Origin of the sequence: Actinomadura sp. NPDC047616 (genome assembly GCF_040642915.1) — a bacterium.
In the GTDB taxonomy this organism is placed as follows: Bacteria; Actinomycetota; Actinomycetes; order Streptosporangiales; family Streptosporangiaceae; genus Spirillospora; species Spirillospora miaoliensis.
The window spans coordinates 566,070-589,770 of sequence record NZ_JBEYTB010000001.1; the positions used below are offsets into that span (position 1 = coordinate 566,070).

Consider the following 23,701-nt stretch of genomic DNA (forward strand, 5'->3'; position numbering starts at 1 on the left):
CCCTTCATCCGGCACTTCGCCGAGGGCCGGGCCCGCGTGCCATAGTGTGCGACCATGTCGCCGTCTTCTTCCGCGGATGGGTACGCCGACCCCGAGGTGAGCGCGGGGCCCGCCGCGTCCACCCCGTCCGGCGCGGGCGGCCGCCTGCGCGGCCTGGTGCCCGTGCTGACGGGCGTGACGAGCCTGGTGTGCCTGCTGGGCTGGCTGCAGAAGCAGCCGTGCGCGACCGCGGGGTTCGACTTCGTCAGGACGACGACGCACGGCTGCTACACCGACATCTACCCGCTGTACTTCGTGCGCGGCCTGAACGAGAACAAGATCCCCTACTTCGACTCCTTCGCGGGCGACTCGTTCCGCTACGTCGAGTACCCGGTGCTGAGCGGCGCGTTCATGCAGGTGGTGAACTGGCTCGTCCAGCCGTTCGGCGCCGACGCGCGCGGCATGGCGTTCTACAACGTCACCGTCGTGCTGCTGGCGGTTCTGGCCGTCGTCACCGTGCTGGCCACCGCGTACGCGGCGGGACGGCGCTCGCTGCGCGCGGGCCTGATGGTGGCGCTGTCCCCGTCGCTGCTGCTCACCGCGTACATCAACTGGGACCTGCTGGCCGTCGCCCTGACGGCGCTGGCGGTGGCGGCGTGGTCGCGCCGCCGTCCGGCGCTCGCGGGCGTGCTGCTCGGCCTGGCGATCGCCGCGAAGTTCTACCCGGCGCTGTTCCTGTGGCCGTTCGTCCTGCTGTGCGTGCGGACGGGCCGGTGGCGGGCGATGGGACGCCTGCTGCTGGGCACCGCCGCGAGCTGGCTGGCGGTGAACCTGCCGGTGATGCTGTTCGCCTGGGACGGCTGGCTGACCTTCTACTCCTTCAGCCGCACCCGCGGCATCGACTGGGGTTCCATCTTCTTCATCCTCCAGGACCACGGACTGGAGGGCGTGGCCGAACGCGACCAGCTCAACCTGGTGGGCACCGGCACGTTCGCGTTGCTCGCCCTGGCCATCGGCGTGCTGGCATTGGCCGCCCCCCGCCGTCCTCGCCTGCCCCAGCTGATGCTGCTCGTCCTCATCGCGTTCATGCTGCCCAACAAGGTGTGGTCGCCCCAGTACGTGCTGTGGCTGCTGCCCCTGGTGGCGCTTGCCCGCCCCCGTCTTCCCGCCTACCTGCTGTGGCAGGCCGGTGAGATCGTCTACTTCTTCGGCATCTGGTGGTACCTGCTGTCGGTGTCCCTCCGTGTGGACGGCGCCGGACTGTCCGGGACGCTCTCGACGCTGCTGGGCTTCGACCTGCCCACCGAAGGCGTCGACACCAACGCCTACTACGTCGCCCTGCTCGCCCGCTTCGTCACCGTCCTGCTGCTCGCCGCGCTGGTCGTCCGCGACATCCTGCGGCCGTCCGGTGACGCCGTCCGCGCCGACGGCGACGACGATCCCGCCGGGGGCGTCCTCGACAAGGCCCCCGACGCCTTCCGCCTGTCCCGGCGACTCGGCACTCTCCGCACCCTCAAGACGGCGTGAACCGCGTCGTCGACGTGCCCGCCGCACGGCGGGCCACAGGCACGTGCAGGTCCCGGGCAGGCTGCATCGCGGCTGGTGGTGGGGCCGCACCGGGTCGGATGCCGGTGCGGCCGCACCATCCGCGGCTCGTCGGTGACCGCCTGATCGGCGGCTCCGGGCCCTGCGCCGGGGAAGGCTAGACGCGGGCTTCGAGGGCGGTGATGAACCACTCGAAGAGCGGCGTGAGCGTCGGGATCTCCGGCATGCCGTTGATGACGGCGATGAGCTGCCAGTAGCGCTCGGCGCGGGGCTCGTTGCCGATGCGCATGCGTTCCAGCAGCGTGCGCCGGAAGTCCGGGCCGTCGGTCTCGCCGTACGCCGTGGCGTACGCGGCGGCGAGCTCGTCCACCACCGCGTCGGCCCCGGGCGACTCGGGGGCGATCGCGGCGGCCTGGGCGGCCGCCACCCGTTCGAGGGTGAGGTCGGCCAGCTCCGCGGCCTTGTCCGGGACGCGGATCTGGCCGCGCGTGGCCGCCTGGTGCTCCATCATCTGCCGGATCCGCGCCCGGAAGTCCGGGTCCTGGACCAGCTCGGCCAGCTCGACCCACGCCTCGACCTGCGCGGGCGACGGGTCGTCGGGCAGTTCGGGGATGCCCGCCCGCATCTTGGCGGCGAACTCGGGGATGACGTCCAGCCCCTCGAAGACCTCGTCGAGGAAGTCGGCGATGATCCGCCGCCGCTCCTCGTCCGAGAGCCTGACCAGTTTGTGCATCAGCTCCAGCTCCTCCTGACTCGAACCACGACCGGCCACCGCCCGCAGTACCGCCCGGCGCAGCCGCAGCGTGCGGATCTGCGCCTCCAGCGCGTCGGCGTGCGCCGCCGCGACCGCGGAGACGGAGATCTCGCGCGCCAGCACCCGCCGGATCGTGGCCAGGTCCACGCCGAGCTCGCGCAGGGTCCTGACCAGGTCCAGGCGGACAACGGCCGCCAGGTCGTACAGCCGGTAACCGGCGTGGGTACGGCCGGACGGCGCCAGCACCCCGCTGTCGGAGTAGAACCTGATCGTCTTGACCGGCAGCCCGGTGCGCCGGGACACCTCGCCGATCGTGTACAGCCTGTCGCCGTCCATGTCCCTCACCCTGGGGCCTCCAGTCAGGGGAGACTCAAGCCGACTTTTCCCGCGGCGGACGACCTCGGCGCGCGTTCCGCCGCGCACGCCCTGTCGTCCTCGCCGATCGCCACGGTATGTGGTGTGGTGCCGCCCCGAAGACAGTGCGTCCGGCCGGTCAGGACGTGGACGTGGTCACCCGATCACCGGCTCCCGCCCGTCTCGGCCGCGGACTTCTTGAAGACCTCGAACATGGCGAAATAGTTCTCGGCACCGTGCCCCAGGGCGATCGCCTGTTCGGCGAGCTCCTTCATCAACCGCGGCAGGTCGGAGTGGACGCCCTGCTCAACGCTGGTGCGGGCGATGTGCTCCAGCGCGTTCAGGTTCATCTCCATGGTCCCGAGGTCACCGGGGTAGACGCCCTCGTCCAGGTTCGGTGCGTGTTCGGCGAGGCTCGCGGGGGCCAGCACCACGGGCATGAACCAGCCGAGCGCGAGTTCGGCGAATTCGACTGCGGGCACGTCCGCCGAGCCGACCAGGGCGGCGCCGTGCAGGAAACCGTTCAGGGTCGCGTACATCATCGCGAGCAGCGCCGTGTTGAACAGCACCGCCAGGCCCGGGTCGGCGCCGAGGTACCGGGGGTCGCCCAGCAGCGCCAAAGTCGCCCGGTTCTGGTCGAAGACGTCCCGCGGGCCACCATAGAGGAAGACCGATTCGGGATGTCCGACCAGTGGCGGCGGCACCATGATCGCGCCATCGAGATAGTCGAGGTCGCGCTCGGCCGCCCAGTCCGCCGCCGCGCGGGCCTGTGCGGGTGTCCCCGAGTTGAGGTTCACCAGCGTGCGGCCCTCGAACGCGCCGCCGGCGGAATCGAGAACCCGGTACATGGTCGTGTAGTCGTTGAGGCACATGATCGTGACGGGGCTCGCGGCCACGGCCTCGGCGACGGTGGTCGTCCGGTTCGCCCCCTTGGCGACCAGAGCGTCGGCCTTGCCGGGGGTACGGTTCCAGACCGTCAGGGACCGGCCGTTGCCCAGAAATGCCTCTGCCAGCGCCGACCCCATCGGGCCCAGACCGATGACGGTGACGTCGGTGCCGTTCTGTCCAGATGAATGCTGATCTTTCATGCCGGATACGTTGGACCCTCACACCGGCGTGAGAGTCAACTCGAAGTGGTGGTCGTCACATGCGGATCGGAGAGCTGTCCCGGCTCACGGGCGTCAGCGTGCGCTCGTTGCGGTACTACGAGGAACAGGGCCTGCTCCGGCCGCGGCGGCGGCCCAGCGGCTACCGCGAGTACCGAGCGGAGGACGCCGCCACGGTGCGCGGCATCCGCCTCATGCTCGCCGCCGGGCTCAGCACCGCGACGATCGGCGAGCTGCTGCCCTGCATGACCGATGACGGCGAGGCGCTGACTCCGTCCTGCTCCGGAATGCTTCCCGACCTGCACCGCGAACGGGAACGGCTGAGCGACGCCGCGGCCGACCTGCTGGCCGCACGCGACCGGCTGGACACCCTCATCGAGGCCACCGCACGGCTCGATCCCGCCGACCCGGTGGAGTGCGACGCGCTGGTCCCGTCGTCCGCTCTTCCTCCGCACACCGGACGGCTTGCCTGACCGCGGATCGGCGGAGGCGGATCCCGGGTTCCCGACCGTCCTGACGCTGCCACGCTCGCCCTTGCGGTGCGGGCTGGGCCGACCGCGTCCGGACGCCCGGGTCACGGCGTCTTACGGCCCGTGGGAACGCGGGCGCGAAAAGGAACGGCTGTCGGCGCGTGTGCTGCGAGTGGTGGTGGGAACGGTGGGAGCCATGTCCAGCTCGTCCCCTCCGTTGACGACGACGTCCGGTCCGGGTGACGCCGTGGCCCCTGCCCACGTGGCGCCTGCCCGTGGACGCGGACGCCCTGATCACCCGTCGTCAGCCGTGGAGACCCGGGTGGTGCCGATTCCGCCACCGGACGCCGGCGGCCTCGCGAGCCGGAATGACGACATTGCCGGGAGATGACGTTTCGTGGATGCGAACCAAGCACTGAACGAGTTGCTCATCGGACGGTTGAAGCCGGGCGTCTACCAGTGGCGGATACCGCCGACGCCCAGCGCCGTCGGCGACACCGGCTGGACGGAACGCGCCCGGGCGGCGGGCTGGCGCGCCTACCACCTCGACGGGCGCCGCGCCCGCGACAAGGACGCCTTCCTGCGCCTGTGCGCCGAGGTCTTCGCGTTCCCGGCGACGTTCGGCGGCGACTGGGACGCGATGGAGGAGTGTCTCACCGACCTGTCGTGGGCCCCCGCGCGCAACGGCTACCTGGTGCTGTACGAGTCGTGGGCGGAGCTCGCCGAGACCGACCAGCGGTCGTTCCGCACCGTCCTGGACATCTTCGCCAAGGCCGTGGAGATGTGGCGGGAGACCCCCACCCCCATGACCGTGCTGCTGTCGAACGTCGGAGTGGAGGTGGCGGGCGTCCCTCGCCTCGCCTGACGACCGCTACGACCTGACGATCACGACGCGACGGCGCCCCGACGGCCCCGGTGGTGATCCCTCCGCCCGGGGCCGTCGGGGCGCCGCCGTCTAAACCGCGTCAGTAGGTCGACGTCCCGCTCTCGCTGATGCTCCACAGCGCGAAGCCGTAGAACCCGAAGATGACCACCCAGTAGATGATCCACAGGGCCGTGACGATGTAGCCGAGGACGAGTCCGGCGGTGGCCTGGCCGTGCCCCTCCTGGCCGGTGCGCTTGATCTGGCTCTGCGCGATGTGGCCGCAGATGATCGCCGGGATGGAGGTCAGCCCGCAGAACACGAAGCCGACGAGCCCCAGAACCAGCGACGCGGTGGCCAGACCGTTGGTGCCCACCACCGCGGGCTGGGCGGACGGGTAGTAGTGGTGCTGCACCGCGGGCTGCTGCTGGTAGGGCTGGGCGTACGGGTCCGGCTGCCCGTAGGAGCCGTATGGATCCGACGGTCCGTAAGGGGGGTGTGCCATGGGGGTCCCGATCGGTCTGGGCGTGCTCGCCACGGGGCTGGTTCCGCTGGGGAGGAGAGCTTCGCCGGGTTGTTCGTGATTGGTGACGGTGTTCAGTAGGACGCCGTTGATCGCTTACAGGTTCACTACGGTGCCGGAACCGGGCCCGGGGGCGGGCCGGAACCGGGTCAGGTCGTCAGGTTGGCGCGCAGCCAGGAGATGTCCTGCGCCTGGCCCGCCATGGGCGTCTCCACGACCACCGGCGCGCCGGCGGCCCGCACCACCGAGAGGATCAGCTCCGGGTCGATCGTGCCGCTGCCCAGGTTGGCGTGCCGGTCGGCGCCCGAGCCGAACGCGTCCCGGCTGTCGTTGCAGTGCACCAGGTCGATCCGTCCGGTGATGGACTTGATCCGGTCGACGGCGTCGATCAGCTCCTCGCCGGCGGCGTGCGCGTGGCAGGTGTCCAGGCAGAACCCGACCTTGGAGTCGAGGTCGGCGACCCCCGACAGCACCTCCCACAGCCGGGCGATCCGGTCGAACCTGCGTGCCATGGCGTTGTCGCCGCCCGCGGTGTTCTCGATGTAGATCGGAATCGGGCAGTCGAGCCGTTCGAAGACCTTGCGCCAGTTCTCGAAGCCGGTCTCGGGGTCGTCCTGCTTCAGCACGTGCCCGCCGTGCACGATCAGTGCCTTGGCGCCGATCGAGGCGGCCGCCTCCAGCTGCTGGGACAGCACCTTGCGGCTGGGGATGCGGATCCGGTTGTTGGACGTCGCCACGTTGATGATGTACGGGGCGTGCACGTACACGTCCACCTCGGAACCGCGCAGCGCCTCCACGCCCTCCGGCAGGACGGGCTTCTTCCAGCCCTGCGGGTCGCCGAGGAAGAACTGGACGACCTCCGCCCCGATCGAACGGGCGGTGTCGAGCGCGTTGCTCTGGTCGACGTGGGCTCCGATGCGCATGCCCCGAGCCTATCCGCGACCTCCGACATCGGCTTCCCGAGCCACCCCGGCCGGCCACATCGGACACACCCGCCACTCCCGCCAGCCAGGTGCGCGCCCGGCACCGGACTGTCAGGAGACTGGGGCTCACATGGAGCTGACGGCCTTCTCGACCGTGGGGTGGAACGCGAAGACGCGGTCGAGGCCGACGATGCCGAACACGCGCCGCAGGTCGGGATTGAGGCCGGCCAGCGCGAGGGGAGCGTCGGCCTTCTTGGCGCGGTGATAGGCGGTGACGAGCACGGTGATGCCCGTGGAGTCGCAGTAGGTCAGGTCGGTGAGGTCGATGACCACGCCGGCCTTGGTGAACTCGGTCTCTTCCAGGGCCTCCCGCAACTGGCCGCCCGTGTGGTAGTCCAGCTCACCGGCGACGGTGAGCACGGTGGGGCCGGCGGAGTGGGCGTGGGTGTCGATGCTCAGGACGTGGTCGGTCACCGGTTCTCCTGTACGGGGACGGCGGTGGGGCGGGTCGGCACGGACAGGGCCAGCAGGGCGGTGTCGTCGCTGACTCCTGCGCCCAGGTCGTTGAGGAGCTTGTCGATCTCGGCGAGGAGACCGTCGGCGCCGCGCGGCGCCGTGGCGGCCAGGTGCGCGACGACTCCCTCCTCGCCGAGCATCGCGCCGGTGGCGGTGCGGGCCTCGGTGAGTCCGTCGGTATAGAGCAGGAGCGTGTCGCCGGGAGTCAGACGGGTGGTGGCGGGGGTGAACCTGGGGTCGGGCAGCAGGCCGATGAGCTGTCCGCCGGGGGTGGGCACCGGCTCGACGTCGCCGTTCGCGCGCACGACCAGGGCCGGAGGGTGCCCGCCGCTGGCGAGGGTGACGCTGAACGCGCCGCCCGGCTCGGGGTGCAGTATCCCGAAGATGGCGGTGCAGTGCCGGGGGTCGCTGCCCTGGTACTCGCCCTTGAGGACCGCGTCCAGGTTGGTCAGGGCGGTGCACGGGTCGGGATCGTAGATGGCGGCCGCGCGCAGGGTGTAGCGGGTCAGCGAGGTCAACGCCGCGGCCTCGGCGCCCTTGCCGCACACGTCGCCGAGGAAGAACGCCCAGCGCCCGTCGTCCAGCGGGAACAGGTCGTAGAAGTCACCGCCGACCTGGTCGATGGACGCGGTGTGGTAGGCGGCGGCGGCCTCAAGACCGGGGACCGTCGGCAGGGCTGGAGGCAGCAGCGTGCGCTGCAGGGTGCGGGCCAGCGTCTCCGCGCGGGTGCGCAGCTCACGCTCGGTGGCCACGGTGCGGATCGCGGCCAGGCGCACCTCGAGCTGGTCCATCACCACCGACGCCAGGTCCTCCAGGGTGGCAAGCTGGTCGTCGGTGACGTCCCGGGGGCGGGTGTCCAGGACGTTGACCGTGCCGAGCGGGTACCCGTCGCGCGTGGTGATGGGCGCGGCCGCGTAGAAGCGGATGCCGAGCTCGCCGTGGACCAGCGGGTTGCCCGCGGTACGCGGGTCGGTCAGCGCGTCCCGCACGACGTACGGCACGTCCTGGAGGATCGCGGAGGCGCACAGGCCCGGGACACGGTCGATCTGGGAGACGCCCTCGGGCAGCCCCTGGGCGGCCTTGAACCAGATCCGGTCGCTGTCCACGATCGTCACGGTGGCGATCGGGGTGCCGAAGACCCGGGCCGCCAGGGCGGCGATCCGGTCGAACGCCACGTCCGGCGGGGTGTCCAGGATCTGGTAGCGGCGGACCGCGGCCAGCCGCCGCCGCTCGTCGGCAGGGAAGGGCACCGTCTCCTGGGCGAGCGCGCCGTCCATCGCCGTCGCCATTCCCTTCTCTGCTCCGTTGATCGGCGCCCGCTGGGCGGGGGGCAACTGACCTATCCTACGGATCGCGTCAGCGGCCCACGCGGGGGCAGGGGCAGGGCCGGCGGACGCGCGTGCTTGGGCCGACCATGACCGACGCCGATACGGACGGTGACCACGGCGATAGGGTGACCGCGGACGAAAGGGAGTCGAGTGGCGCCTTCGGGAGACGCTGAGCGAGAGTCGCCGGCACGGACCGAGGTCGACGTGTTCGCCGCCGGCGGTGAGGCCGGCCGGGATCTGGCCATGGTGGACTGGGCGGCGACCCCGCTGGGACCGCCGGACGGCTGGCCGCAGAGTCTGCAGACGGCGGTGAGCATCCTGCTGTCGTCCCGGTTCCCGATGTGGATGGCGTGGGGCCCGGAGCTGACGTTCTTCTGCAACGCCGCGTACCGGCGGGACACGCTGGGCCGCAAGTACCCGTGGGCGCTGGGCCGCCCGGCCCGCGAGGTGTGGGCGGAGATCTGGGACGACATCGGCCCCCGGATCGACACCGTCCTGACCAGCGGTGAGGCGACCTGGGACGAGGCGCTGCTGCTGTTCCTCGAACGGTCCGGATACCCGGAGGAGACCTACCACACCTTCTCCTACAGCCCCCTGCGGGACGACGCGGGCGCGGTGGTCGGCATGCTGTGCGTCGTCCGCGAGGACACCGAACGGGTCATCGGCGCGCGGCGCATGGCGACGCTGCGCGACCTCGGCTCCGATCCCAGCGTGGTCCGCACCGAGCAGGAGGTGCTGACCTTCGCCGACCGCCAGCTCGGCCGCAACCGGCGAGACCTGCCGTTCACGCTGACGTACCTGTTCGACGACGAGGGCCGGGCGCGGCTGGCGGGGGCGAGCGGCATCCCGTCCGGGCACCCGGCCGCCCCCGCGACGCTGCGGGCCGACGACCCCGGCGCGGTGTGGCCCGCGACGACACTGCTCCAAGGCGAGTCGGCGCTCGTGCCGTTGGACGGCGGCCCGTTCGCCGGGCTGCCCACCGGAGACTGGACGGAGCCGCCCACATACGCGCTGGTGGTTCCGCTGCGGCAGCAGGGCGGCACCCCCTACGGCTTCCTGGTCGCGGCGCTGAACCGGTACCGGCCGCTGGACGACGGCTACCGCGGTTTCGTGGAACTGGTCGCCGGCCATGTCGCGGCGGGGATCGCCAGCGCCCGCAGCTACCAGGCCCAGCAGCGGCGGGCCGAGGAACTGGCCGAGCTCGACCGGGCCAAGACCACGTTCTTCTCCAATATCAGCCACGAGTTCCGCACCCCGCTCACCCTGATCATGGGGCCGGTGGAGGAGCTGCGCGGCAGGCTGGCCGGCGCCGACCCGCACGTGCGCGAGGAACTGGAGGCCATCCGCCGCAACGGGCTGCGGCTCGGCAAGCTCGTCAACACCCTCCTGGACTTCTCCCGCATCGAGGCCGGCCGGATGCGGGCCGCCTACGAGCCGGTCGACCTGGCCGCCGCCACCGCCGAGCTGGCCAGCGTCTTCCGCTCCGCGATCGAGAAGGCCGGGCTGGCCTTCGACGTGGACTGCCCCCCGCTGCCCGAGCCGGTGTACCTCGACCGCGGCATGTGGGAGAAGGTCGTCCTGAACCTGCTCAGCAACGCGCTGAAGTTCACCTTCGAAGGGTCCGTGCGGGTGTCCGCGCGCGCCGAGGGCGACCACGCGGTGGTCACCGTGGCCGACACCGGCGTCGGCGTCCCCGAACACGAGATGCCCCGGCTGTTCGAACGGTTCCACCGCATCCAGAACGCCCGCTCGCGCTCCAACGAGGGCAGCGGCATCGGCCTGGCCCTGGTCAAGGAGCTCGTCGGCCTGCACGGCGGCACCATCACCGCCGCCTCCACCGAGAACCAGGGCACCACCTTCACCGTTCGGCTGCCGTTCGGGCACGCCCACCTGCCGCCCGACGCCCTGGTGGACGCCGAGAGCACGGCCACCGTCACGGCCACCGCCGACCCGTTCATCCAGGAGGCGCTGCGCTGGCTCCCCTCGCCCGGCGCGGACGCGCACGAGCAGGGCTCCGGGCCCGGCCACGACGACGTCACGCCCGGCACCGACACCGAACCGGCGGCGGGAGCGGGCCGCGGCCTCCCCGCGCGGGTGCTCATCGCCGACGACAACGCCGACATGCGCGAGTACCTCACCCGCCTCCTGCGCGGCGCCGGGCACCAGGTCAGCGCGGTCACCGACGGCCAGGCCGCCCTGGAGGCGGCGCGCACCCAGGCCCCCGACCTGATCATCAGCGACGTGATGATGCCCCGCCTGGACGGGCTGCAGCTGGTGGCCGCCCTGCGCGCCGACGCGCGCACCGCCGGCACCCCCGTCCTGCTGCTGTCGGCACGCGCCGGACAGGAGGCGTCCATCGAGGGCCTGGCGGCGGGCGCCGACGACTACCTGGTCAAACCGTTCTCCGCCGCCGAACTGCTGGCCCGGGTGCAGGCCAACGTGGAGCTGGCCCGGCTGCGCACCCACCATGCCCGCTGGCGCACCGCCCTCGTCGACTCCCTGCAGGAGGCGTTCTTCGTATGCGACGAGCACGGCGCGGTCATCGAGATCAACGCCGCGTTCACCCGGATTCTCGGCTACGGCACCGAGGGCCTGCCCTACGGCCCCCTGCACCCGTGGTGGCCCGCCGCCGACACCGACGCCGAGGCCCACCGGCAGGTGGCCGACGCCTTCGCCGGCCTCGTGCAGCGGGAGCGCGGCACCTTCACCGTCCCCGTCACCCACCGCGACGGGCACCGCCTGTGGATCGCGGTCGCCTTCAACCAGGTCGAGGACCCCGACACCGGCCGCCGCGTGATCGTCGGCACGTTCCGCGACGTCACCGCGGAGCACTACACCGTCCAGCGCGAAAGCGCCCTGGCGGCAGTGAGCATGCGGCTGTCCCAGGCCGACGACCTCACCGACGCCCTCCGCGGCGCCCTGGAGGAACTCAAGGGGGTGTGGCAGGCGACGTCCGTGGTCGCCGCCACCTTCGACGGCGGCGAACAACCGCAGCTGACCGCCACCGACCCCGGACTGCGCTGGGACGACCTGCCCGCCGACCGGCGCGAGACCCTCACCGGCCTGCGCACCCGCCCGCTGCTCACCCCGGTCGTCAACGGCTCCGGCGGCGCGGGCATCGCCCTGGAACACCCCCGCGGGCTGCTCACGCTGTGGATCGACCTGGGGGAGAAGCGTCCCTTCACCGACCAGGACCGGACCCTGCTGGCGCTGTTGGCCGGCCACCTCGGCCAGGGGCTGCACCGCGTCCACCAGATCGACCAGCAGCGCGAGACCGCCCTCGCCCTGCAGCGCGCCATCCTCGGCCCCTCACGCCTGCCCCGCGGCTTCGCCGTCCGCTACGAGCCCGCCGCCCGCCCCCTGGAGGTCGGCGGCGACTGGTACGACACCGTCCCGCTGCCCGACGGGCGCATCGGCATCGTCGTCGGCGACTGCGTCGGCCGCGGCCTGGGAGCGGCCACCGTCATGGGCCAGCTGCGCAGCGCCTGCCGCGCGCTGCTGATGCGGGACCCCCGTCCCGACCAGGCTCTCGTCGCGCTGGACCACTTCGCCGCCACCATCCCCGGTGCGATGGGAAGCACCATCTTCTGCGGCGTCCTCGACCCCGACACGGGCCGTCTCACCTACTCCAGCGCCGGCCACCCGCCCGGCATAATCGTCCACCCCGACCGCACCATCCACCTCCTCGACCAGGGACGCGCCGCCCCCCTGGCCGTCCGCCCCGGCACGCCGCGCCCGTCCGCCGAGCACACCCTGCCCGCCCGCGCCACCCTCCTGATCTACACCGACGGCCTCGTCGAACGCCGCCGCCGGCCGCTGACCGAGGGCATCGGCCAGGCCGGTGAGGCCGTCCAGGAGGGCCGCGACACCGGCATCGACGAGCTGGCCGGCCACGTCATGACCCGTCTGGCCCCCGCCGACGGCTACGACGACGACGTCGCCCTGCTGCTGTACCGGCATCCCGCCCCGCTGGACATGACCTTCCCCGCGGAGGCCACCCAGCTCGCCCCCGTCCGCAAGGCGGTGCGCGGCTGGCTCGGCCAGTGCGACCTGCCGCCCCAGACGATCCAGAACGTGCTCGTCGCCCTCGGCGAGGCCTGCGCCAACGCCATCGAACACGGCCACCGCCACGCCGGCGGCGACCGCGTCCGCCTGCGCGCCGAAGCCCTCGTCGACCACCTGCGGGTGACGGTCGCCGACACCGGCCGCTGGAAGCCTCCGCAACCCAAGGCCGACAACCACCGGGGCCGCGGCCTGACCCTGATGCGCGCCCTGATGCAGCACGTGACCATCACCCCCGGCCCCGACGGCACGACCGTCACCATGGACACCAGGATCGCTTGATGACCACGCCACTGACCCTCACGCCGGACCGCCGAGCGGACGGCACGGTCGTCCTCACCGCCGCCGGCGAGATCGACATGAGCAACACCGACGCGTTCACCAGCGCCGTGGAAGCCGCCCTGGAGGAGGCCGCCGCCACCGTCGTCATCGACCTCTCCCGCGTCGAGTACCTCGACAGCGCCGGCCTGAGCGTCCTGCTCGCCCACATCGACCGCATCGAACTCGTCGCCAGCCCCCTCCTGGCCCCCGTCCTGACCATCTGCGGAATCACCGACCTGACCACCGTCCACGGCCTGGACCCGGCCGACCCCTCCACCCCCTGACCCGGCACGAACTGCCGGACGGGGTGCCGCGTGGGCAGAGGCATCGGGGGGCGCGAGCCACGGCGGGCTGGGGCGTAGAGGCAGGGCGGGCGGGGCGCGCGGCTACGGCGGGCGGCTGGGACGTGCAGCTACGGCGGGCTGGGGCGTAGAGGTACGGCGGGCGGGCGGGGCGCGCGGCTATGGCGGGCGGAGCCGGACGCTTGAGGGGACAGGGGCGAGGCCTGGTCGCGTCCGGCGCCGGGGTGCCTGGAGGCCGCACGTCCGTTCGGAGCCGGATGCGCGGGAGCGGGGACGGGTGTGTTCCGAAAATGGTGGTTTCGAGCGGCGGCTGCGCGGGTCGGCGCCCTCGCACGGCGGGCGGCTCAGAGACTGAATCCGCCGTGGCGCAGTGCGAAGGCGGCGCCCACGAACGAGGCGATCATGCCGATGACGTTGAGCCAGCGCTCGCCCGTGGTCGCGGAGATCATCTGCGAGAACAGGGCCAGCGGCAGGCCGATCACGCCCGCCAGCGCCCCGAAGAAGTGGGTCGCCGGGATGAATCCCAGCACCAGGGCGATCAGGCCGATCGTGATGGCGGCAACGGCCAGCGAGTTCTCCAGCGGGTGCCGTTCTCCGTCGGTGTTGAGCGTGAGCAACGGGCGCTTTCTTTCGGTCGCCTCGTCGGGCATCGGTCCACCCCCTCCGGGTGCGGTCGTGAAACTCGTCGGGTCGGGGTTCACCCGCGCGCCGGCCACGGGCGGCCGCGGATCGGCGTCGCGGGGTGCGACGGCGCGGTAAAGGGATTCCCCAGAGTCTGATAGATCAACCAGAGCCGAGGGTGCGGAAACTGTCGGCGGGGACCGGTAGTGTCGAACATGGATTCGAGGCCGCGTGGACACCCAGGAGGTGCCGAAGATGAGGGAGAGCGAACTCGCGGTCATCGGCGACGCGGAGCTCGTCGAGGAGCTGTCGCTGCTGACCACCCAGACCGCCCGCATGCGCGCCCGGATGGCCGACATCATGGCCGAGCTGGAACGCCGCCGATGTGCCCGGTCGGCCACCGCCACCGCGACCCGTCGCTGACGCCGCGTCCCGTGATCGCGACGCGGCGGCGTCGTGGCCGCCGGCCTAAGCGAGACCCGGCCCTGGCGACGCTGCCGGGCCCGGCCTCGTCGGCGAGCAGGCCGCCGTGGCCACGCCCCGCCGCGTCGACGATCGGCACGGTACGTACCTCCAGAAGCACCACCACCAGCAACCACCACTCACAACGCCGGTGCCGCGTCATCGGCATCCGGGGCGTCGGAGGCAACCACTCCATTCACGGCAACGCCGGTGCCGCCCCGCCCACCGTGACGGCGGCCAGTGGCCGTGGATCGACACCGACTGCAAGCCACACCTGGCACGCAACGTCGCACCCGGCTCACGCCGCAAACGCCCCAAGCGCACTGCGGCGCGAGGAAGTCGCGATGCTCGCCGGCCTCAGCGTCGAGTACTACACCCGCATGGAACGCGACCAACTCGGCGGCGCGTCCGAGGCGATCGCCCGTGCGCTGCAACGCGACGAAGACGACTGCGCCCACCTGCACCACCCCCCACGGCCGGCGATGCCCTCCTGGGTCTCGCCCTCGGGGCCGGACTCCCAGGCGGGGATGAACCCTTCGGCGAGCTTGCGGCCCGGGACGACGGGTGGCGTCGTCGAGCCCGGCCTGGGGGCGGCCAGCACCTGCAGGCCGCAATCCGCCACAACACCACTCCCACGGGAGCCGCAGCCGCCGCACATGTTCGTCCACGACCCCGTCTCCGTGACCACGGGACGCACCGGCGCGAAGGCGACGGGGCGGCCACCGGCCGCGGCGTTGGACATGCGCCGCCCAACATCATCCGGCTTCCAGAAAGGCACCCCGATGCGACCGTTCGCTCAGCCTCCGCCCCACGGGGTGGCTGGGCTCTCTCTTCGGGCGGAAGAAGCGGGTCGAATCGCGGCAGAGCAGGCAGAGCGCCCTGGCGGTGGCCCCGAGAAAGGGTTCGGAGAGTGTCTGAGCTTGGTAGCCTGTACCGGTCTCACGGATGGCGCCCCCCGATCATCGGTTCGGTTGGCCGCCGTGGGAGACGCAAGAGCCCTCCTGTCACGGAGAGACCGTGACCGCATCAGTCCAGAGGAGGTAGGGACACAAGCATGCGTCGTTACGAAGTCATGACCATCCTCGACCCTGCGATCGACGAGCGCAACGCGGCCGCGTCGCTGGACCCGTTCCTGAAGGTCGTCAAGGATGGCGGCGGCAGCGTGGAGAAGCTTGACGTCTGGGGTCGTCGGCGCCTGGCCTACGACATCCAGAAGAAGTCCGAAGGCATCTACGCGGTGATCGACCTGACGGCCGAGCCTGCCACGGTCAAGGAGCTCGACCGGCAGCTCAACCTGAGCGAGTCGGTGCTGCGTACGAAGGTCATCCGCCCCGAGGTCCACTGAGCGGGGCCCGGTACCGCACACCAGCCACACCAGCCGGAGCGAGCCCATGGCAGGCGACACCCAAATCACCCTTGTCGGCAACCTCGTCGAGGATCCGAATCTTCGCTTCACCCCCAGCGGGCAGGCGGTCGCGTCGTTCCGCGTCGCGTCCACGCCGCGGTTCTTCGACCGCCAGTCGGGGGAGTGGAAGGACGGCGAGGCCCTCTTCCTCACCTGCAACGTCTGGCGGCAGGCGGCCGAGAACGTGGCCGAGAGCCTGCAGCGCGGCATGCGGGTGATCGTGCAGGGCCGGCTCAAGCAGCGCTCGTACGAGACCCAGCAGGGTGAGAAGCGCACCGTGTACGAGATCGAGGTCGACGAGGTCGGCCCGTCCCTGCGCAACGCGACCGCGAAGGTCAACAAGACCCAGCGCCAGGGCGGCGGCGGCTTCGGCGGCCCCGGCGGTGGCGGTGGCGGTTTCGGCGGTGGCGGCGGCCAGGCCGGCGGCCCCGGCGGCGCCCCGATGGACGACCCCTGGGCCACCACCGGCGGTGGCGGTGGCGGCGGCGGGTTCTCCGACGACCCGCCGTTCTGACCCGCGCTCGGACACGCCTCGGCTGCGACCCGCCACGACCGACCCCGGTCGTGGCGGCCGTCGCACCCGTCGGCCGCACGGCGAGCGGCTCCACCCGGCTTGGCCGGTGGCGGCCTCGCGCCGCGTCGGCCGGCGTCCAACGAAACACACGTCCATTCCCGCGTGAGCGGGGCTCTCGTTAAAGGAGCACCACGATGGCGAAGCCACCTCCGCGCAAGCCCAAGAAGAAGGTTTGCGTGTTCTGTCAGGAGAAGATCTCCTACGTCGACTACAAGGACACGGTCCTGCTGCGGAAGTTCATCTCCGACCGCGGCAAGATCCGTGCCCGTCGCGTGACCGGTAACTGCACGCAGCACCAGCGGGACGTCGCCACGGCGATCAAGAACGCCCGCGAGATGGCGCTGCTGCCGTACACCAGCACCGCGCGCTGAGTGGGGAGGGACCAGCGAACATGAAGCTCATCCTGACCCAGCAGGTCTCCGGGCTCGGCGAGCCGGGGGACGTCATCGAGGTCCGTGACGGCTACGGCCGCAACTACCTCGTGCCGCGCGGGTTCGCGATCAAGTGGACCCGCGGCGCGGAGAAGCAGATCGAGTCCATCAAGAAGGCGCGTTCGGCCCGCGAGATCGCGACCATCGAGCACGCCCAGGAGATCGCCGGCCGGTTGCAGGCCCTGAAGGTGACGCTGCGCACCCGCAGCGGCAGCAACGGGCGCCTGTTCGGCGCGGTGACCGCCGCCGACATCGTCGAGGCGGTCAAGGCCGCCGACGGGCCCGACCTGGACAAGCGCCGCATCGAGATCGCCAACCCGATCAAGACGCTCGGCGCCCACCGGGTCAGCGTCCGGCTGCACGCCGACGTCAACGCGACGATCGACGTCAACGTCGTCGCGGCCTGACCCGACCGCGAGAACACCACTGACGCGATGCGCCACGCCGCCTAGGGGCCACCAGCGGCCGGCAGCCCCACCAAGCGACGTGGCGCATCGCGCCGGACACTCCCCGTCCGGCTCCGCTTCCCAGCCTCTCGCGCCTTTCCCCAAGCGGACGCACCCCCGGTCCCAGCGAGGGCCGTGCCGACCAGCACCAACGCCGCCCCACCAAGTGATCAAAACCAGCCCGGCAGCCCCCTCGCATCACCCTGATCAGGTGGCGGTTGGATGCCTGTCTGGGAGCGGTCTGTGGTCCGTTTCATGTGAAACGTCCGTGAAACGCCCTCTCTTTGGTGTCCCGTCTGCCGGACAACTACCTTCCGTAGTGATCGACCACGGGGGGAAGGGGCGATATGGCCGCGCTTTCGAAAGGTCATCCTGAAGAAGGCAGGGGGCCGATGCGCCGTACGGTGGCGGGGGTGCTCGGCATCGGCCTGCTGGACGCCTTCCTTCTGGAGACGCTGCCCGCGGTGGCCGCCGCGGACTCGCGTCAACTGCCGGCGGGCGGCTATGACGACCGCCGACTCTCCCTCACCGCTCTCCGTCCACGGATCTACACGCGCAGCGAGTGGGGTGCGCGGCCGCCTCGTGAACGCGCCCAGATTCTGCACCGTCCGCCCAGGAACATCGTCGTCCACCACACGGCCACGCCGAACTACCCGGACGAGTCGCTCCACCACGCCTACTGGCTGTCACGCTGGATCCAGCGTCACCACATGAGGGTTCGGGGCTGGGCCGACGCCGGGCAGCAGCTCACCATCAGCCGTGGCGGTCACGTGATGGAGGGCAGAAACCGCAGCCTGAGCGCCATCCGGAGCGGCCGCCTGGCCGTCGGTGCGCAGGTCCGGGGCTACAACCGCACCACCATCGGCATCGAGAACGAGGGCACCTATATGGAGGACGAGGTGCCCCGCCGGCTCTGGGTCTCCCTGGAGCGGGTCTGCGCGTGGTTGTGTGCGCAGTACGAGCTCGACCCGTTCCGCGCCATCGTCGGACACCGCGACTTCGCCGCCACCGACTGCCCCGGCGACGTCCTGTACGCGATGCTCCCCGACCTGCGGCGCGGCGTCGCGGCCCGTCTCGAACGTTCGACCAGACGCGCCCGGCCGAAGAAGCAGCGCGCGGGCAAGAAGGCCGATGCCCGTGCTTCGCATCCAGATGCCGACGCCGCCCCCACGCCGAGCACGTCGCCGACGCCTCGTCCTTCCGCGCCTGAGACGCCCAGTTCTCCGTCTCCCAGCCCTGACGCGACAACCGCGTCACCGAGACCGGCCCCGACGAATCCGTCCACTCCGCCACAAGCGCCCGGTAACGCCTACAGATTGCCACTGTTGGACCTTTGAGCAGGGGAGACGCTCCGGGGCGCTGACGTCTGCACTGATGTGTGAAACGCGCGGGAAGGCCACTGCGAAAAGACCTGCTTAAGCCGGGACGGTCGTCAATGTCGGTGCCGGCTTGTACGGCTCGGTCTGCGTCGCTCCGTTCAGGCTGGGCGAGGGTGTTCTGGAGCACGAGGGTGTTGATGTAGTCGGGGCAACCCTGATCACCGGCATCGTCGGGGGCCTGGTCGGCGGGCTGCTGCCCGGCGGCAGCCTGCGGGTCTCGGCCGCACGTGCCGAGCAAAGCCGTCCTGAACGAGATCAAGGCCGGCGAGGGCCGGGTCATCACGTTCATCGACGCTGTGTCCGTGCACGGTGCCGTGGCGGGCCTGTACGAGAGTTCGCGGTGTCTACGGGCTAGTTGTCGGTGGTCATATAGCGGCTGCGGCGGCGGGCGATTTCCGGGTCCATGCCCTCCACCAGGGACCAGATGCCCGCGATGCGTTCCACCAGGGTCTCCGGGGGCAGGCCGGCCATGCCCTCGGCGGCCAGGTCGTCGATCGCCTGGGTCAGCAGGGCGAGACGCTCGCCGTGTGTAGAACGCATGTTCGAATGCTATCGGCTCAGGGGGCTCGTGGAGAGGCTTTCGGCAAGCGAGTCCCGTCCATCACACAGACCCCTGAGGCGCGCTTTCATGCTGGTCAGCGGCGGACGGCACCGGTGACCAGCCAGGCGTCCCCGAGCGCTCGCACGGCCAGCGTGATCAACCGGGCGACCATCCACAATCCGATGGCCAGCCACAGCCCGACCAGTCCGGCACCCGCCCCGTACGCCACCAGTGCGGCGGGCAGGAACACCAGCGTCGCGATCAGGGTCGTGGCGGCCAGGTACGCGCCGTCGCCCGCCCCGATCAGGATGCCGTCCAGGACGAACACGACGCCCGCGATCGGCTGCAGCGCCGCGATCAGGAGCAGGCTGACCAGCAGCAGGTCACGCACCTGATCGTCGCTGGTGAAGAACCCGGGCAGCCACGGCCGTACGAGGAGGATGCCCAGCAGGAACACCGCCCCGCAGGCGAGGCCCCACTGCACCATCCGGCGGGTGGCGGCGCGAGCCCCCGCGGTGTCGGACGCCCCCAGATAGCGTCCCGTGATGGCCTGCCCGGCGATCGCGATGGCGTCGTGCGCGAACGCCAGCAGCGTCCACATCTGGAAACCCACCTGGTAGGCCGCGATCTCGGCGTCGCCCATGCGAGCGGCCACGGAGGTGCCCACGATGAGCACCACGCGAAGCGCCGCCGTCCGCAGCAGCAGGTTCACTCCCGCCGTGGCGGCGGTGCGCAGCCCGCCCAGATCCGGCCGTACCGGCGTGCCGTGCCTGCGGGCGGCGCGCAGCACCACCGCGACGTACACGCCGGCGCTCGCCGTCTGAGCGATGACGGTCCCCCAGGCCGAACCCGCGACGCCCCAGCCCAGCCCCAGCACGAACACCAGGTTCAGCACGAGGTTTCCCGAGAAACCTCCGATGGAGACCAGCAGCGGCGTACGGGTGTCCTGCAGGCCGCGAAGCACGCCCGTACCGGCCAGCACGACGAGCATTCCCGGAATGCCGAGGAGGCTGACCGCCAGATACGTCCGGGCGTACGGGGTGACGGAGGCCGAGGCCCCGAAGAGATCGATCAGCCAGGGGACCAGCGGCCAGCCCACGACGGCGAGGACCGTCCCGATGGCCAACGCCAGCCACATGCCGTCGATGCCCTGCCGGACCGCCGCCCGGACGTCGCCAGCCCCCACCTGCCGGGCCACCCCGGCAGTCGTGCCGTACGCGAGGAAGACGCACAGGTACACCAGCGTCGCCAGCGCCTGACCGGCCACGCCCAGCCCGCCGAGCTGCGCCGTGCCCAGGTGCCCCACGATGGCCGAGTCGGAGAGCAGGAACAGCGGCTCGGCGATCAACGCGCCGAACGCCGGCAGCGCGAGCCGCAGGATCTCGCGGTCGTGCGCGTTGCCGAGCCGGCGCAGGGGAGAACGGGCCATCACTGCCGCAACGCTACCAAGTCTGTAAGGAGTATGAAAAATTTGGATATTACAGCGCTGCCCGCGCGCTGCCCGACGTGATCCGCGACGAGAGCAGCGGCCTGCCGGACGGTGGGGTGTGGGCGCGGCTCGGGACGCAGGCTTGTGGCGGGAACGGTGGACTTTCTTTCCCACACACCCGGTGGATCGTGTTTTCGCAGGCCAGGGGCTTGCTAGGGGATCTTGGGTGGAGTTATCCGCAGGGTTGTCCCCAGGTTGTGCACAGGGTCTACCGGCGTGTCTGCACAGCCCCTCCACAGGCCGTCCACAGCCGCTTTTGCGCCCCCGGCACGCCGGCCAGAGAATGTCGGAGGCTTCCGGTACATCTGGGTTACGGGGGCGACATCGGTGCCGACGAGGCGTCCGGTGACCGAGTCAAGGGGGTGTGCAGGTGAGCGTGACCGATCTCGGACCCCAGGAGCAGGAGTTCGAACGCACCCCGCCGCACGACATCACCGCGGAGCAGGGCGTACTGGGCGGCATGCTGCTGTCCCAGGACGCGATCGCCGAGGTCATCGAGGTGCTGCGCACCCAGGACTTCTACCGTCCCGCGCATCAGATCATCTTCGACGTCATCCTGGACCTGTACGGACGCGGCGACCCCGCCGACGCCGTCACCGTGGCGGGCGAGCTGACCAAGCGCGGCGAGATCGGCCGGGTGGGCGGCGCCCCGTACCTGCACACGCTGATCTCCTCGGTGCCCACCGCCGCCAACGCGGGCTACTACGCCAAGATCGTCCGCGAGCGTTCGGTGCTGCGCAAGCTCGTCGAGACCGGGACCCGCATCGTGCAGATGGGGTACGCGGCCGACGGCGCGGACGCCGACGAGGTCCTCGACCGCGCCCAGGCCGAGGTCTTCGCCATCGCCGAGAAGCGCACCGGCGAGGACTACGTCCCGCTCAGCGAGATCATGCCCGGCGCCCTGGACGAGATCGAGGCCATCGGCAGCCGCGGCGGCCAGATGGTGGGCGTCCCCACCGGCTTCGCCGATCTCGACGCCCTCACCAATGGCCTTCACGCGGGTCAGATGATCGTCGTGGCCGCACGACCCGCCATGGGCAAGGCGCTGTCTCTGGACACACCGCTGCCGACCCCCGCCGGTTGGACGACCATGGGCGAGGTCGAGGTCGGCGACATGCTGATCGGAGCCGACGGGCGGCCGACCCGGGTCGTGGCGGCCACCGAGGTGATGTCCGGGCGGCCCTGCTACGAGATCGAGTTCTCTGACGGCGAGGTGATCGTCGCCGACGCCGAGCACCAGTGGCGGACCAGCACCCGAGAGAGTCGCCGCCGGCGGCCGTGGCGTAAGCGGGGCCACCACGGGGCCGAACTGCCCGTTGGGTGTGCGGTGGACGTGGCGAGCGGGCGGCACAAGGAAGCGGTGCTCGCGGTCGGCGACGGATCTTCCCGCGCCTCACATACGGTGACCGCGCTCGGCACGTGGCCGGGCTTCGACAACCAGCCGCGCAGCCGGATGTATCGCAGCCAGGAGCTTGCGGGGGGGCTGCTCCACCGGATCGCGCGTCCGGGCTGTGCCGACGAAGGCGGCTTCGTGACAGCGGCCGGTGCGGGCACCGTCTCGCGAACGGGCCGCACGATTGGTCAGACCGGGCGCTTCGGCGCAGCGGGCGCGCCGGTGCCGACCGTCTCGGACACGTCTGGGAACGTCGCGACCGCCGTCCAGCACGACCCGATCAAGACCACCGCGCAGATCGCCGCCACCCTGCGCTGCGACGGGGACAACCGTCCCAACCACGCCGTGGCGGTCGCGGCCCCGTTCCACCTGCCGCCCGTGGACCTGCCCATCGACCCGTACGTGCTGGGCGCCTGGCTCGGCGGCGGAAGCGGCGGGCACGTCGACGAGGAGATCGCGGGCGCCGGACAGCCGGTCGTGCGACACGCCACTCCCGGAGACGTCGGGCCGTCCGGCCTCCGGACGAGACTGCGTGAGCTGGGCCTGCTGGGGGGCAAGCACATCCCCGGCGTCTACCTGCGGGCTTCGGAGGAGCAGCGGCGGGCGCTGCTGGCCGGGCTGCTCGACACCCACGGCCACGTCTCCGAGACCGGGCAGGTGCAGCTCGGCCTGACGAATCGCAGGCTGGCGGAGGACGCCCGCGAGCTCATCCTCACGCTGGGCTACCAGGCCACCATGACGACCGAGCAGGTCGAGGGCCGCTCGGAGGAAACCTCGACGCTCTACCGGATCGGTTTCACTCCGGCCGAGCCGGTGTTCCGGCTGCCGCGTAAGGCCGCGCGGCTGCGCAGGACCGTCCGCCCGGAAAGCCGCGTCCGGTACATCGTGGACGTGCGGCCCGTGGAGAGCGTGCCGGTGCGGTGCGTGCAGGTCGACAACGACGACCACATGTACCTGGCCGGACGGTCGTGCATCCCCACGCACAACTCCACGCTGGCGCTGGACTTCGCCCGTGCCGCGTCCATCAAGCACGGGCTGACCTCGGCGTTCTTCAGCCTGGAGATGGGCCGCAACGAGATCACGATGCGTCTGCTGTCGGCGGAGGCGCGGGTGGCGCTGCACGCGATGCGGTCGGGGACGATGACGGACGAGGACTGGACGCGGCTGGCCCGGCGGATGAGCGAGGTCGCCGAGGCGCCGCTGTTCATCGACGACTCGCCGAACATGTCGATGATGGAGATCCGGGCCAAGTGCCGGCGCCTGAAACAGCAGCATGACCTGCGGCTGGTCATCGTCGACTATCTGCAGCTGATGACGTCCGGCAAGCGGGTGGAGAGCCGTCAGGTCGAGGTGTCGGAGTTCTCCCGTTCGCTGAAGCTGCTGGCCAAGGAGCTGGGCGTGCCGGTCATCGCGTTGTCGCAGCTCAACCGTGGTCCGGAACAGCGGACGGACAAGAAGCCCATGGTGTCCGACCTGCGTGAGTCCGGCTCGATCGAGCAGGACGCGGACATGGTCATCCTGCTGCACCGTGAGGACGCCTACGAGAAGGAGTCGCCGCGCGCCGGTGAGGCCGACCTGATCGTGGCCAAGCACCGTAACGGGCCCACCGCGACGGTGACGGTGGCGTTCCAGGGGCACTACAGCCGCTTCGTCGACATGGCACAGTGACGGCCGGTGCCCGTGTAGGGCCACGATTCGCTGAACAGTTCCATGCTGGTCGAACAGGCTGAGATCGATTCCGTAGCTGCCTGAACCCTGTCTCGTCGAGCGGGGCAGCGTGTCTCGTCCAAGATGGATAGGCCCCGGACCCAGCAGGGAGCTGGAACGCGCCGGGTTCCGCGTGGAGGTCTCGCCGGTTCCGCTGTGCTGCGGCCTGACCTGGATCTCCACGGGCGGCTTTGCGTCGCCGAACGCA

The 23,701-nt window shown here is 71.3% G+C and carries 21 protein-coding genes; 12 read left to right on the forward strand and 9 right to left on the reverse strand.

Going from position 1 to position 23,701, the window contains the following annotated elements:
- Positions 1–54: 54 nt before the first annotated feature.
- The gene (locus tag ABZ801_RS02705; RefSeq protein WP_360691850.1) at positions 55–1,506 is read left to right on the forward strand and encodes a glycosyltransferase 87 family protein; all 1,452 of its coding nucleotides are present in this window, start codon (positions 55–57) and stop codon (positions 1,504–1,506) included.
- A 175-nt stretch (positions 1,507–1,681) separates the two neighbouring features.
- Here ABZ801_RS02705 and ABZ801_RS02710 read toward each other — a convergent pair whose 3' ends face one another.
- The gene (locus tag ABZ801_RS02710; protein WP_360691853.1) at positions 1,682–2,614 is read right to left on the reverse strand and encodes a MerR family transcriptional regulator; all 933 of its coding nucleotides are present in this window, start codon (positions 2,612–2,614) and stop codon (positions 1,682–1,684) included.
- A 182-nt stretch (positions 2,615–2,796) separates the two neighbouring features.
- Positions 2,797–3,720, reverse strand: a complete 924-nt coding sequence (locus ABZ801_RS02715; RefSeq protein WP_360691856.1) for an NAD(P)-binding domain-containing protein — start codon at positions 3,718–3,720, stop codon at positions 2,797–2,799.
- 59 nt (positions 3,721–3,779) lie between these two features.
- On the opposite strand from ABZ801_RS02715, the gene ABZ801_RS02720 reads away from it, so the two are divergent.
- Positions 3,780–4,211 (forward strand): MerR family transcriptional regulator, encoded by a 432-nt coding sequence (locus ABZ801_RS02720; protein ID WP_360691859.1) that lies wholly within the window; start codon positions 3,780–3,782, stop codon positions 4,209–4,211.
- 394 nt (positions 4,212–4,605) lie between these two features.
- Complete coding sequence (locus tag ABZ801_RS02725; RefSeq protein WP_344958205.1) at positions 4,606–5,073, forward strand: barstar family protein; 468 nt, start codon at positions 4,606–4,608, stop codon at positions 5,071–5,073.
- A gap of 100 nt (positions 5,074–5,173) precedes the next feature.
- On the opposite strand, the gene ABZ801_RS02730 is transcribed toward ABZ801_RS02725, so the two are convergent.
- The 4 genes from ABZ801_RS02730 to ABZ801_RS02745 all read right to left on the reverse strand — a co-directional run bounded on the left by ABZ801_RS02730 (position 5,174) and on the right by ABZ801_RS02745 (position 8,321).
- Positions 5,174–5,575, reverse strand: coding sequence for a DUF4190 domain-containing protein (locus ABZ801_RS02730; protein WP_344958206.1), 402 nt, complete (start codon positions 5,573–5,575; stop codon positions 5,174–5,176).
- Between the two features lie 167 nt (positions 5,576–5,742).
- Positions 5,743–6,516 carry a deoxyribonuclease IV gene (locus ABZ801_RS02735; protein ID WP_344958208.1) on the reverse strand — a complete coding sequence of 258 codons (774 nt, stop codon included), beginning with the start codon at positions 6,514–6,516 and terminating at the stop codon, positions 5,743–5,745.
- A 126-nt stretch (positions 6,517–6,642) separates the two neighbouring features.
- Positions 6,643–6,990 (reverse strand): STAS domain-containing protein, encoded by a 348-nt coding sequence (locus ABZ801_RS02740; protein ID WP_344958210.1) that lies wholly within the window; start codon positions 6,988–6,990, stop codon positions 6,643–6,645.
- On the reverse strand, positions 6,987–8,321 hold the full coding sequence (locus ABZ801_RS02745; RefSeq protein ID WP_360691864.1) for a GAF domain-containing SpoIIE family protein phosphatase: 1,335 nt from the start codon (positions 8,319–8,321) through the stop codon (positions 6,987–6,989). The genes ABZ801_RS02740 and ABZ801_RS02745 overlap by 4 nt, the downstream gene beginning before the upstream one ends.
- A gap of 189 nt (positions 8,322–8,510) precedes the next feature.
- On the opposite strand from ABZ801_RS02745, the gene ABZ801_RS02750 reads away from it, so the two are divergent.
- On the forward strand, positions 8,511–12,704 hold the full coding sequence (locus ABZ801_RS02750; protein ID WP_360691867.1) for a SpoIIE family protein phosphatase: 4,194 nt from the start codon (positions 8,511–8,513) through the stop codon (positions 12,702–12,704).
- Positions 12,704–13,027, forward strand: coding sequence for an STAS domain-containing protein (locus ABZ801_RS02755; RefSeq protein ID WP_344958216.1), 324 nt, complete (start codon positions 12,704–12,706; stop codon positions 13,025–13,027). The genes ABZ801_RS02750 and ABZ801_RS02755 overlap by 1 nt, the downstream gene beginning before the upstream one ends.
- A 362-nt stretch (positions 13,028–13,389) precedes the next feature.
- Here ABZ801_RS02755 and ABZ801_RS02760 read toward each other — a convergent pair whose 3' ends face one another.
- Positions 13,390–13,695: a hypothetical protein gene (locus tag ABZ801_RS02760; RefSeq protein WP_344958219.1), complete on the reverse strand. Its 306-nt coding sequence runs from the start codon at positions 13,693–13,695 to the stop codon at positions 13,390–13,392.
- 226 nt (positions 13,696–13,921) lie between these two features.
- Here ABZ801_RS02760 and ABZ801_RS02765 point away from each other — a divergent pair, with 226 nt between their 5' ends.
- From ABZ801_RS02765 to ABZ801_RS02790, 6 genes are all read left to right on the forward strand, one after another.
- On the forward strand, positions 13,922–14,089 hold the full coding sequence (locus ABZ801_RS02765; RefSeq protein ID WP_344958221.1) for a hypothetical protein: 168 nt from the start codon (positions 13,922–13,924) through the stop codon (positions 14,087–14,089).
- Positions 14,090–15,182: 1,093 nt separating this feature from the next.
- Positions 15,183–15,473, forward strand: coding sequence for a 30S ribosomal protein S6 (rpsF, locus tag ABZ801_RS02770; protein WP_285496791.1), 291 nt, complete (start codon positions 15,183–15,185; stop codon positions 15,471–15,473).
- Between the two features lie 46 nt (positions 15,474–15,519).
- A complete protein-coding gene (locus ABZ801_RS02775; RefSeq protein WP_344958223.1) occupies positions 15,520–16,047 on the forward strand; it encodes a single-stranded DNA-binding protein in 528 nt (175 codons plus the stop codon).
- A 194-nt stretch (positions 16,048–16,241) separates the two neighbouring features.
- Positions 16,242–16,478, forward strand: coding sequence for a 30S ribosomal protein S18 (gene rpsR / locus ABZ801_RS02780; RefSeq protein ID WP_026403973.1), 237 nt, complete (start codon positions 16,242–16,244; stop codon positions 16,476–16,478).
- A 20-nt stretch (positions 16,479–16,498) separates the two neighbouring features.
- Positions 16,499–16,945 (forward strand): 50S ribosomal protein L9, encoded by a 447-nt coding sequence (gene rplI / locus ABZ801_RS02785; RefSeq protein ID WP_344958228.1) that lies wholly within the window; start codon positions 16,499–16,501, stop codon positions 16,943–16,945.
- A 452-nt stretch (positions 16,946–17,397) separates the two neighbouring features.
- Positions 17,398–18,321, forward strand: coding sequence for a peptidoglycan recognition family protein (locus ABZ801_RS02790; protein WP_360691874.1), 924 nt, complete (start codon positions 17,398–17,400; stop codon positions 18,319–18,321).
- 393 nt (positions 18,322–18,714) lie between these two features.
- On the opposite strand, the gene ABZ801_RS02795 is transcribed toward ABZ801_RS02790, so the two are convergent.
- Both ABZ801_RS02795 and ABZ801_RS02800 read right to left on the reverse strand, forming a co-directional pair.
- Positions 18,715–18,903, reverse strand: a complete 189-nt coding sequence (locus ABZ801_RS02795; RefSeq protein WP_360691877.1) for a hypothetical protein — start codon at positions 18,901–18,903, stop codon at positions 18,715–18,717.
- Positions 18,904–18,998: 95 nt separating this feature from the next.
- The gene (locus tag ABZ801_RS02800) at positions 18,999–20,333 is read right to left on the reverse strand and encodes an MATE family efflux transporter (protein WP_360691880.1); all 1,335 of its coding nucleotides are present in this window, start codon (positions 20,331–20,333) and stop codon (positions 18,999–19,001) included.
- Between the two features lie 430 nt (positions 20,334–20,763).
- On the opposite strand from ABZ801_RS02800, the gene dnaB reads away from it, so the two are divergent.
- Positions 20,764–23,454, forward strand: coding sequence for a replicative DNA helicase (gene dnaB, locus ABZ801_RS02805; protein WP_360691883.1), 2,691 nt, complete (start codon positions 20,764–20,766; stop codon positions 23,452–23,454).
- Positions 23,455–23,701 lie beyond the last annotated feature (247 nt).

Coding starts and splice junctions, on each gene's coding strand:
- ABZ801_RS02705 (WP_360691850.1), top strand. CDS start 55: ATGTCGCCGTCTTCTTCCGCGGATGGGTACGCCGACCCCGAGGTGAGC.
- ABZ801_RS02710 (WP_360691853.1), bottom strand. CDS start 2,614: ATGGACGGCGACAGGCTGTACACGATCGGCGAGGTGTCCCGGCGCACC.
- ABZ801_RS02715 (WP_360691856.1), bottom strand. CDS start 3,720: ATGAAAGATCAGCATTCATCTGGACAGAACGGCACCGACGTCACCGTC.
- ABZ801_RS02720 (WP_360691859.1), top strand. CDS start 3,780: ATGCGGATCGGAGAGCTGTCCCGGCTCACGGGCGTCAGCGTGCGCTCG.
- ABZ801_RS02730 (WP_344958206.1), bottom strand. CDS start 5,575: ATGGCACACCCCCCTTACGGACCGTCGGATCCATACGGCTCCTACGGG.
- ABZ801_RS02735 (WP_344958208.1), bottom strand. CDS start 6,516: ATGCGCATCGGAGCCCACGTCGACCAGAGCAACGCGCTCGACACCGCC.
- ABZ801_RS02745 (WP_360691864.1), bottom strand. CDS start 8,321: ATGGCGACGGCGATGGACGGCGCGCTCGCCCAGGAGACGGTGCCCTTC.
- ABZ801_RS02755 (WP_344958216.1), top strand. CDS start 12,704: ATGACCACGCCACTGACCCTCACGCCGGACCGCCGAGCGGACGGCACG.
- ABZ801_RS02760 (WP_344958219.1), bottom strand. CDS start 13,695: ATGCCCGACGAGGCGACCGAAAGAAAGCGCCCGTTGCTCACGCTCAAC.
- ABZ801_RS02765 (WP_344958221.1), top strand. CDS start 13,922: ATGAGGGAGAGCGAACTCGCGGTCATCGGCGACGCGGAGCTCGTCGAG.
- rpsF (WP_285496791.1), top strand. CDS start 15,183: ATGCGTCGTTACGAAGTCATGACCATCCTCGACCCTGCGATCGACGAG.
- ABZ801_RS02775 (WP_344958223.1), top strand. CDS start 15,520: ATGGCAGGCGACACCCAAATCACCCTTGTCGGCAACCTCGTCGAGGAT.
- rpsR (WP_026403973.1), top strand. CDS start 16,242: ATGGCGAAGCCACCTCCGCGCAAGCCCAAGAAGAAGGTTTGCGTGTTC.
- rplI (WP_344958228.1), top strand. CDS start 16,499: ATGAAGCTCATCCTGACCCAGCAGGTCTCCGGGCTCGGCGAGCCGGGG.
- ABZ801_RS02795 (WP_360691877.1), bottom strand. CDS start 18,903: ATGCGTTCTACACACGGCGAGCGTCTCGCCCTGCTGACCCAGGCGATC.
- ABZ801_RS02800 (WP_360691880.1), bottom strand. CDS start 20,333: ATGGCCCGTTCTCCCCTGCGCCGGCTCGGCAACGCGCACGACCGCGAG.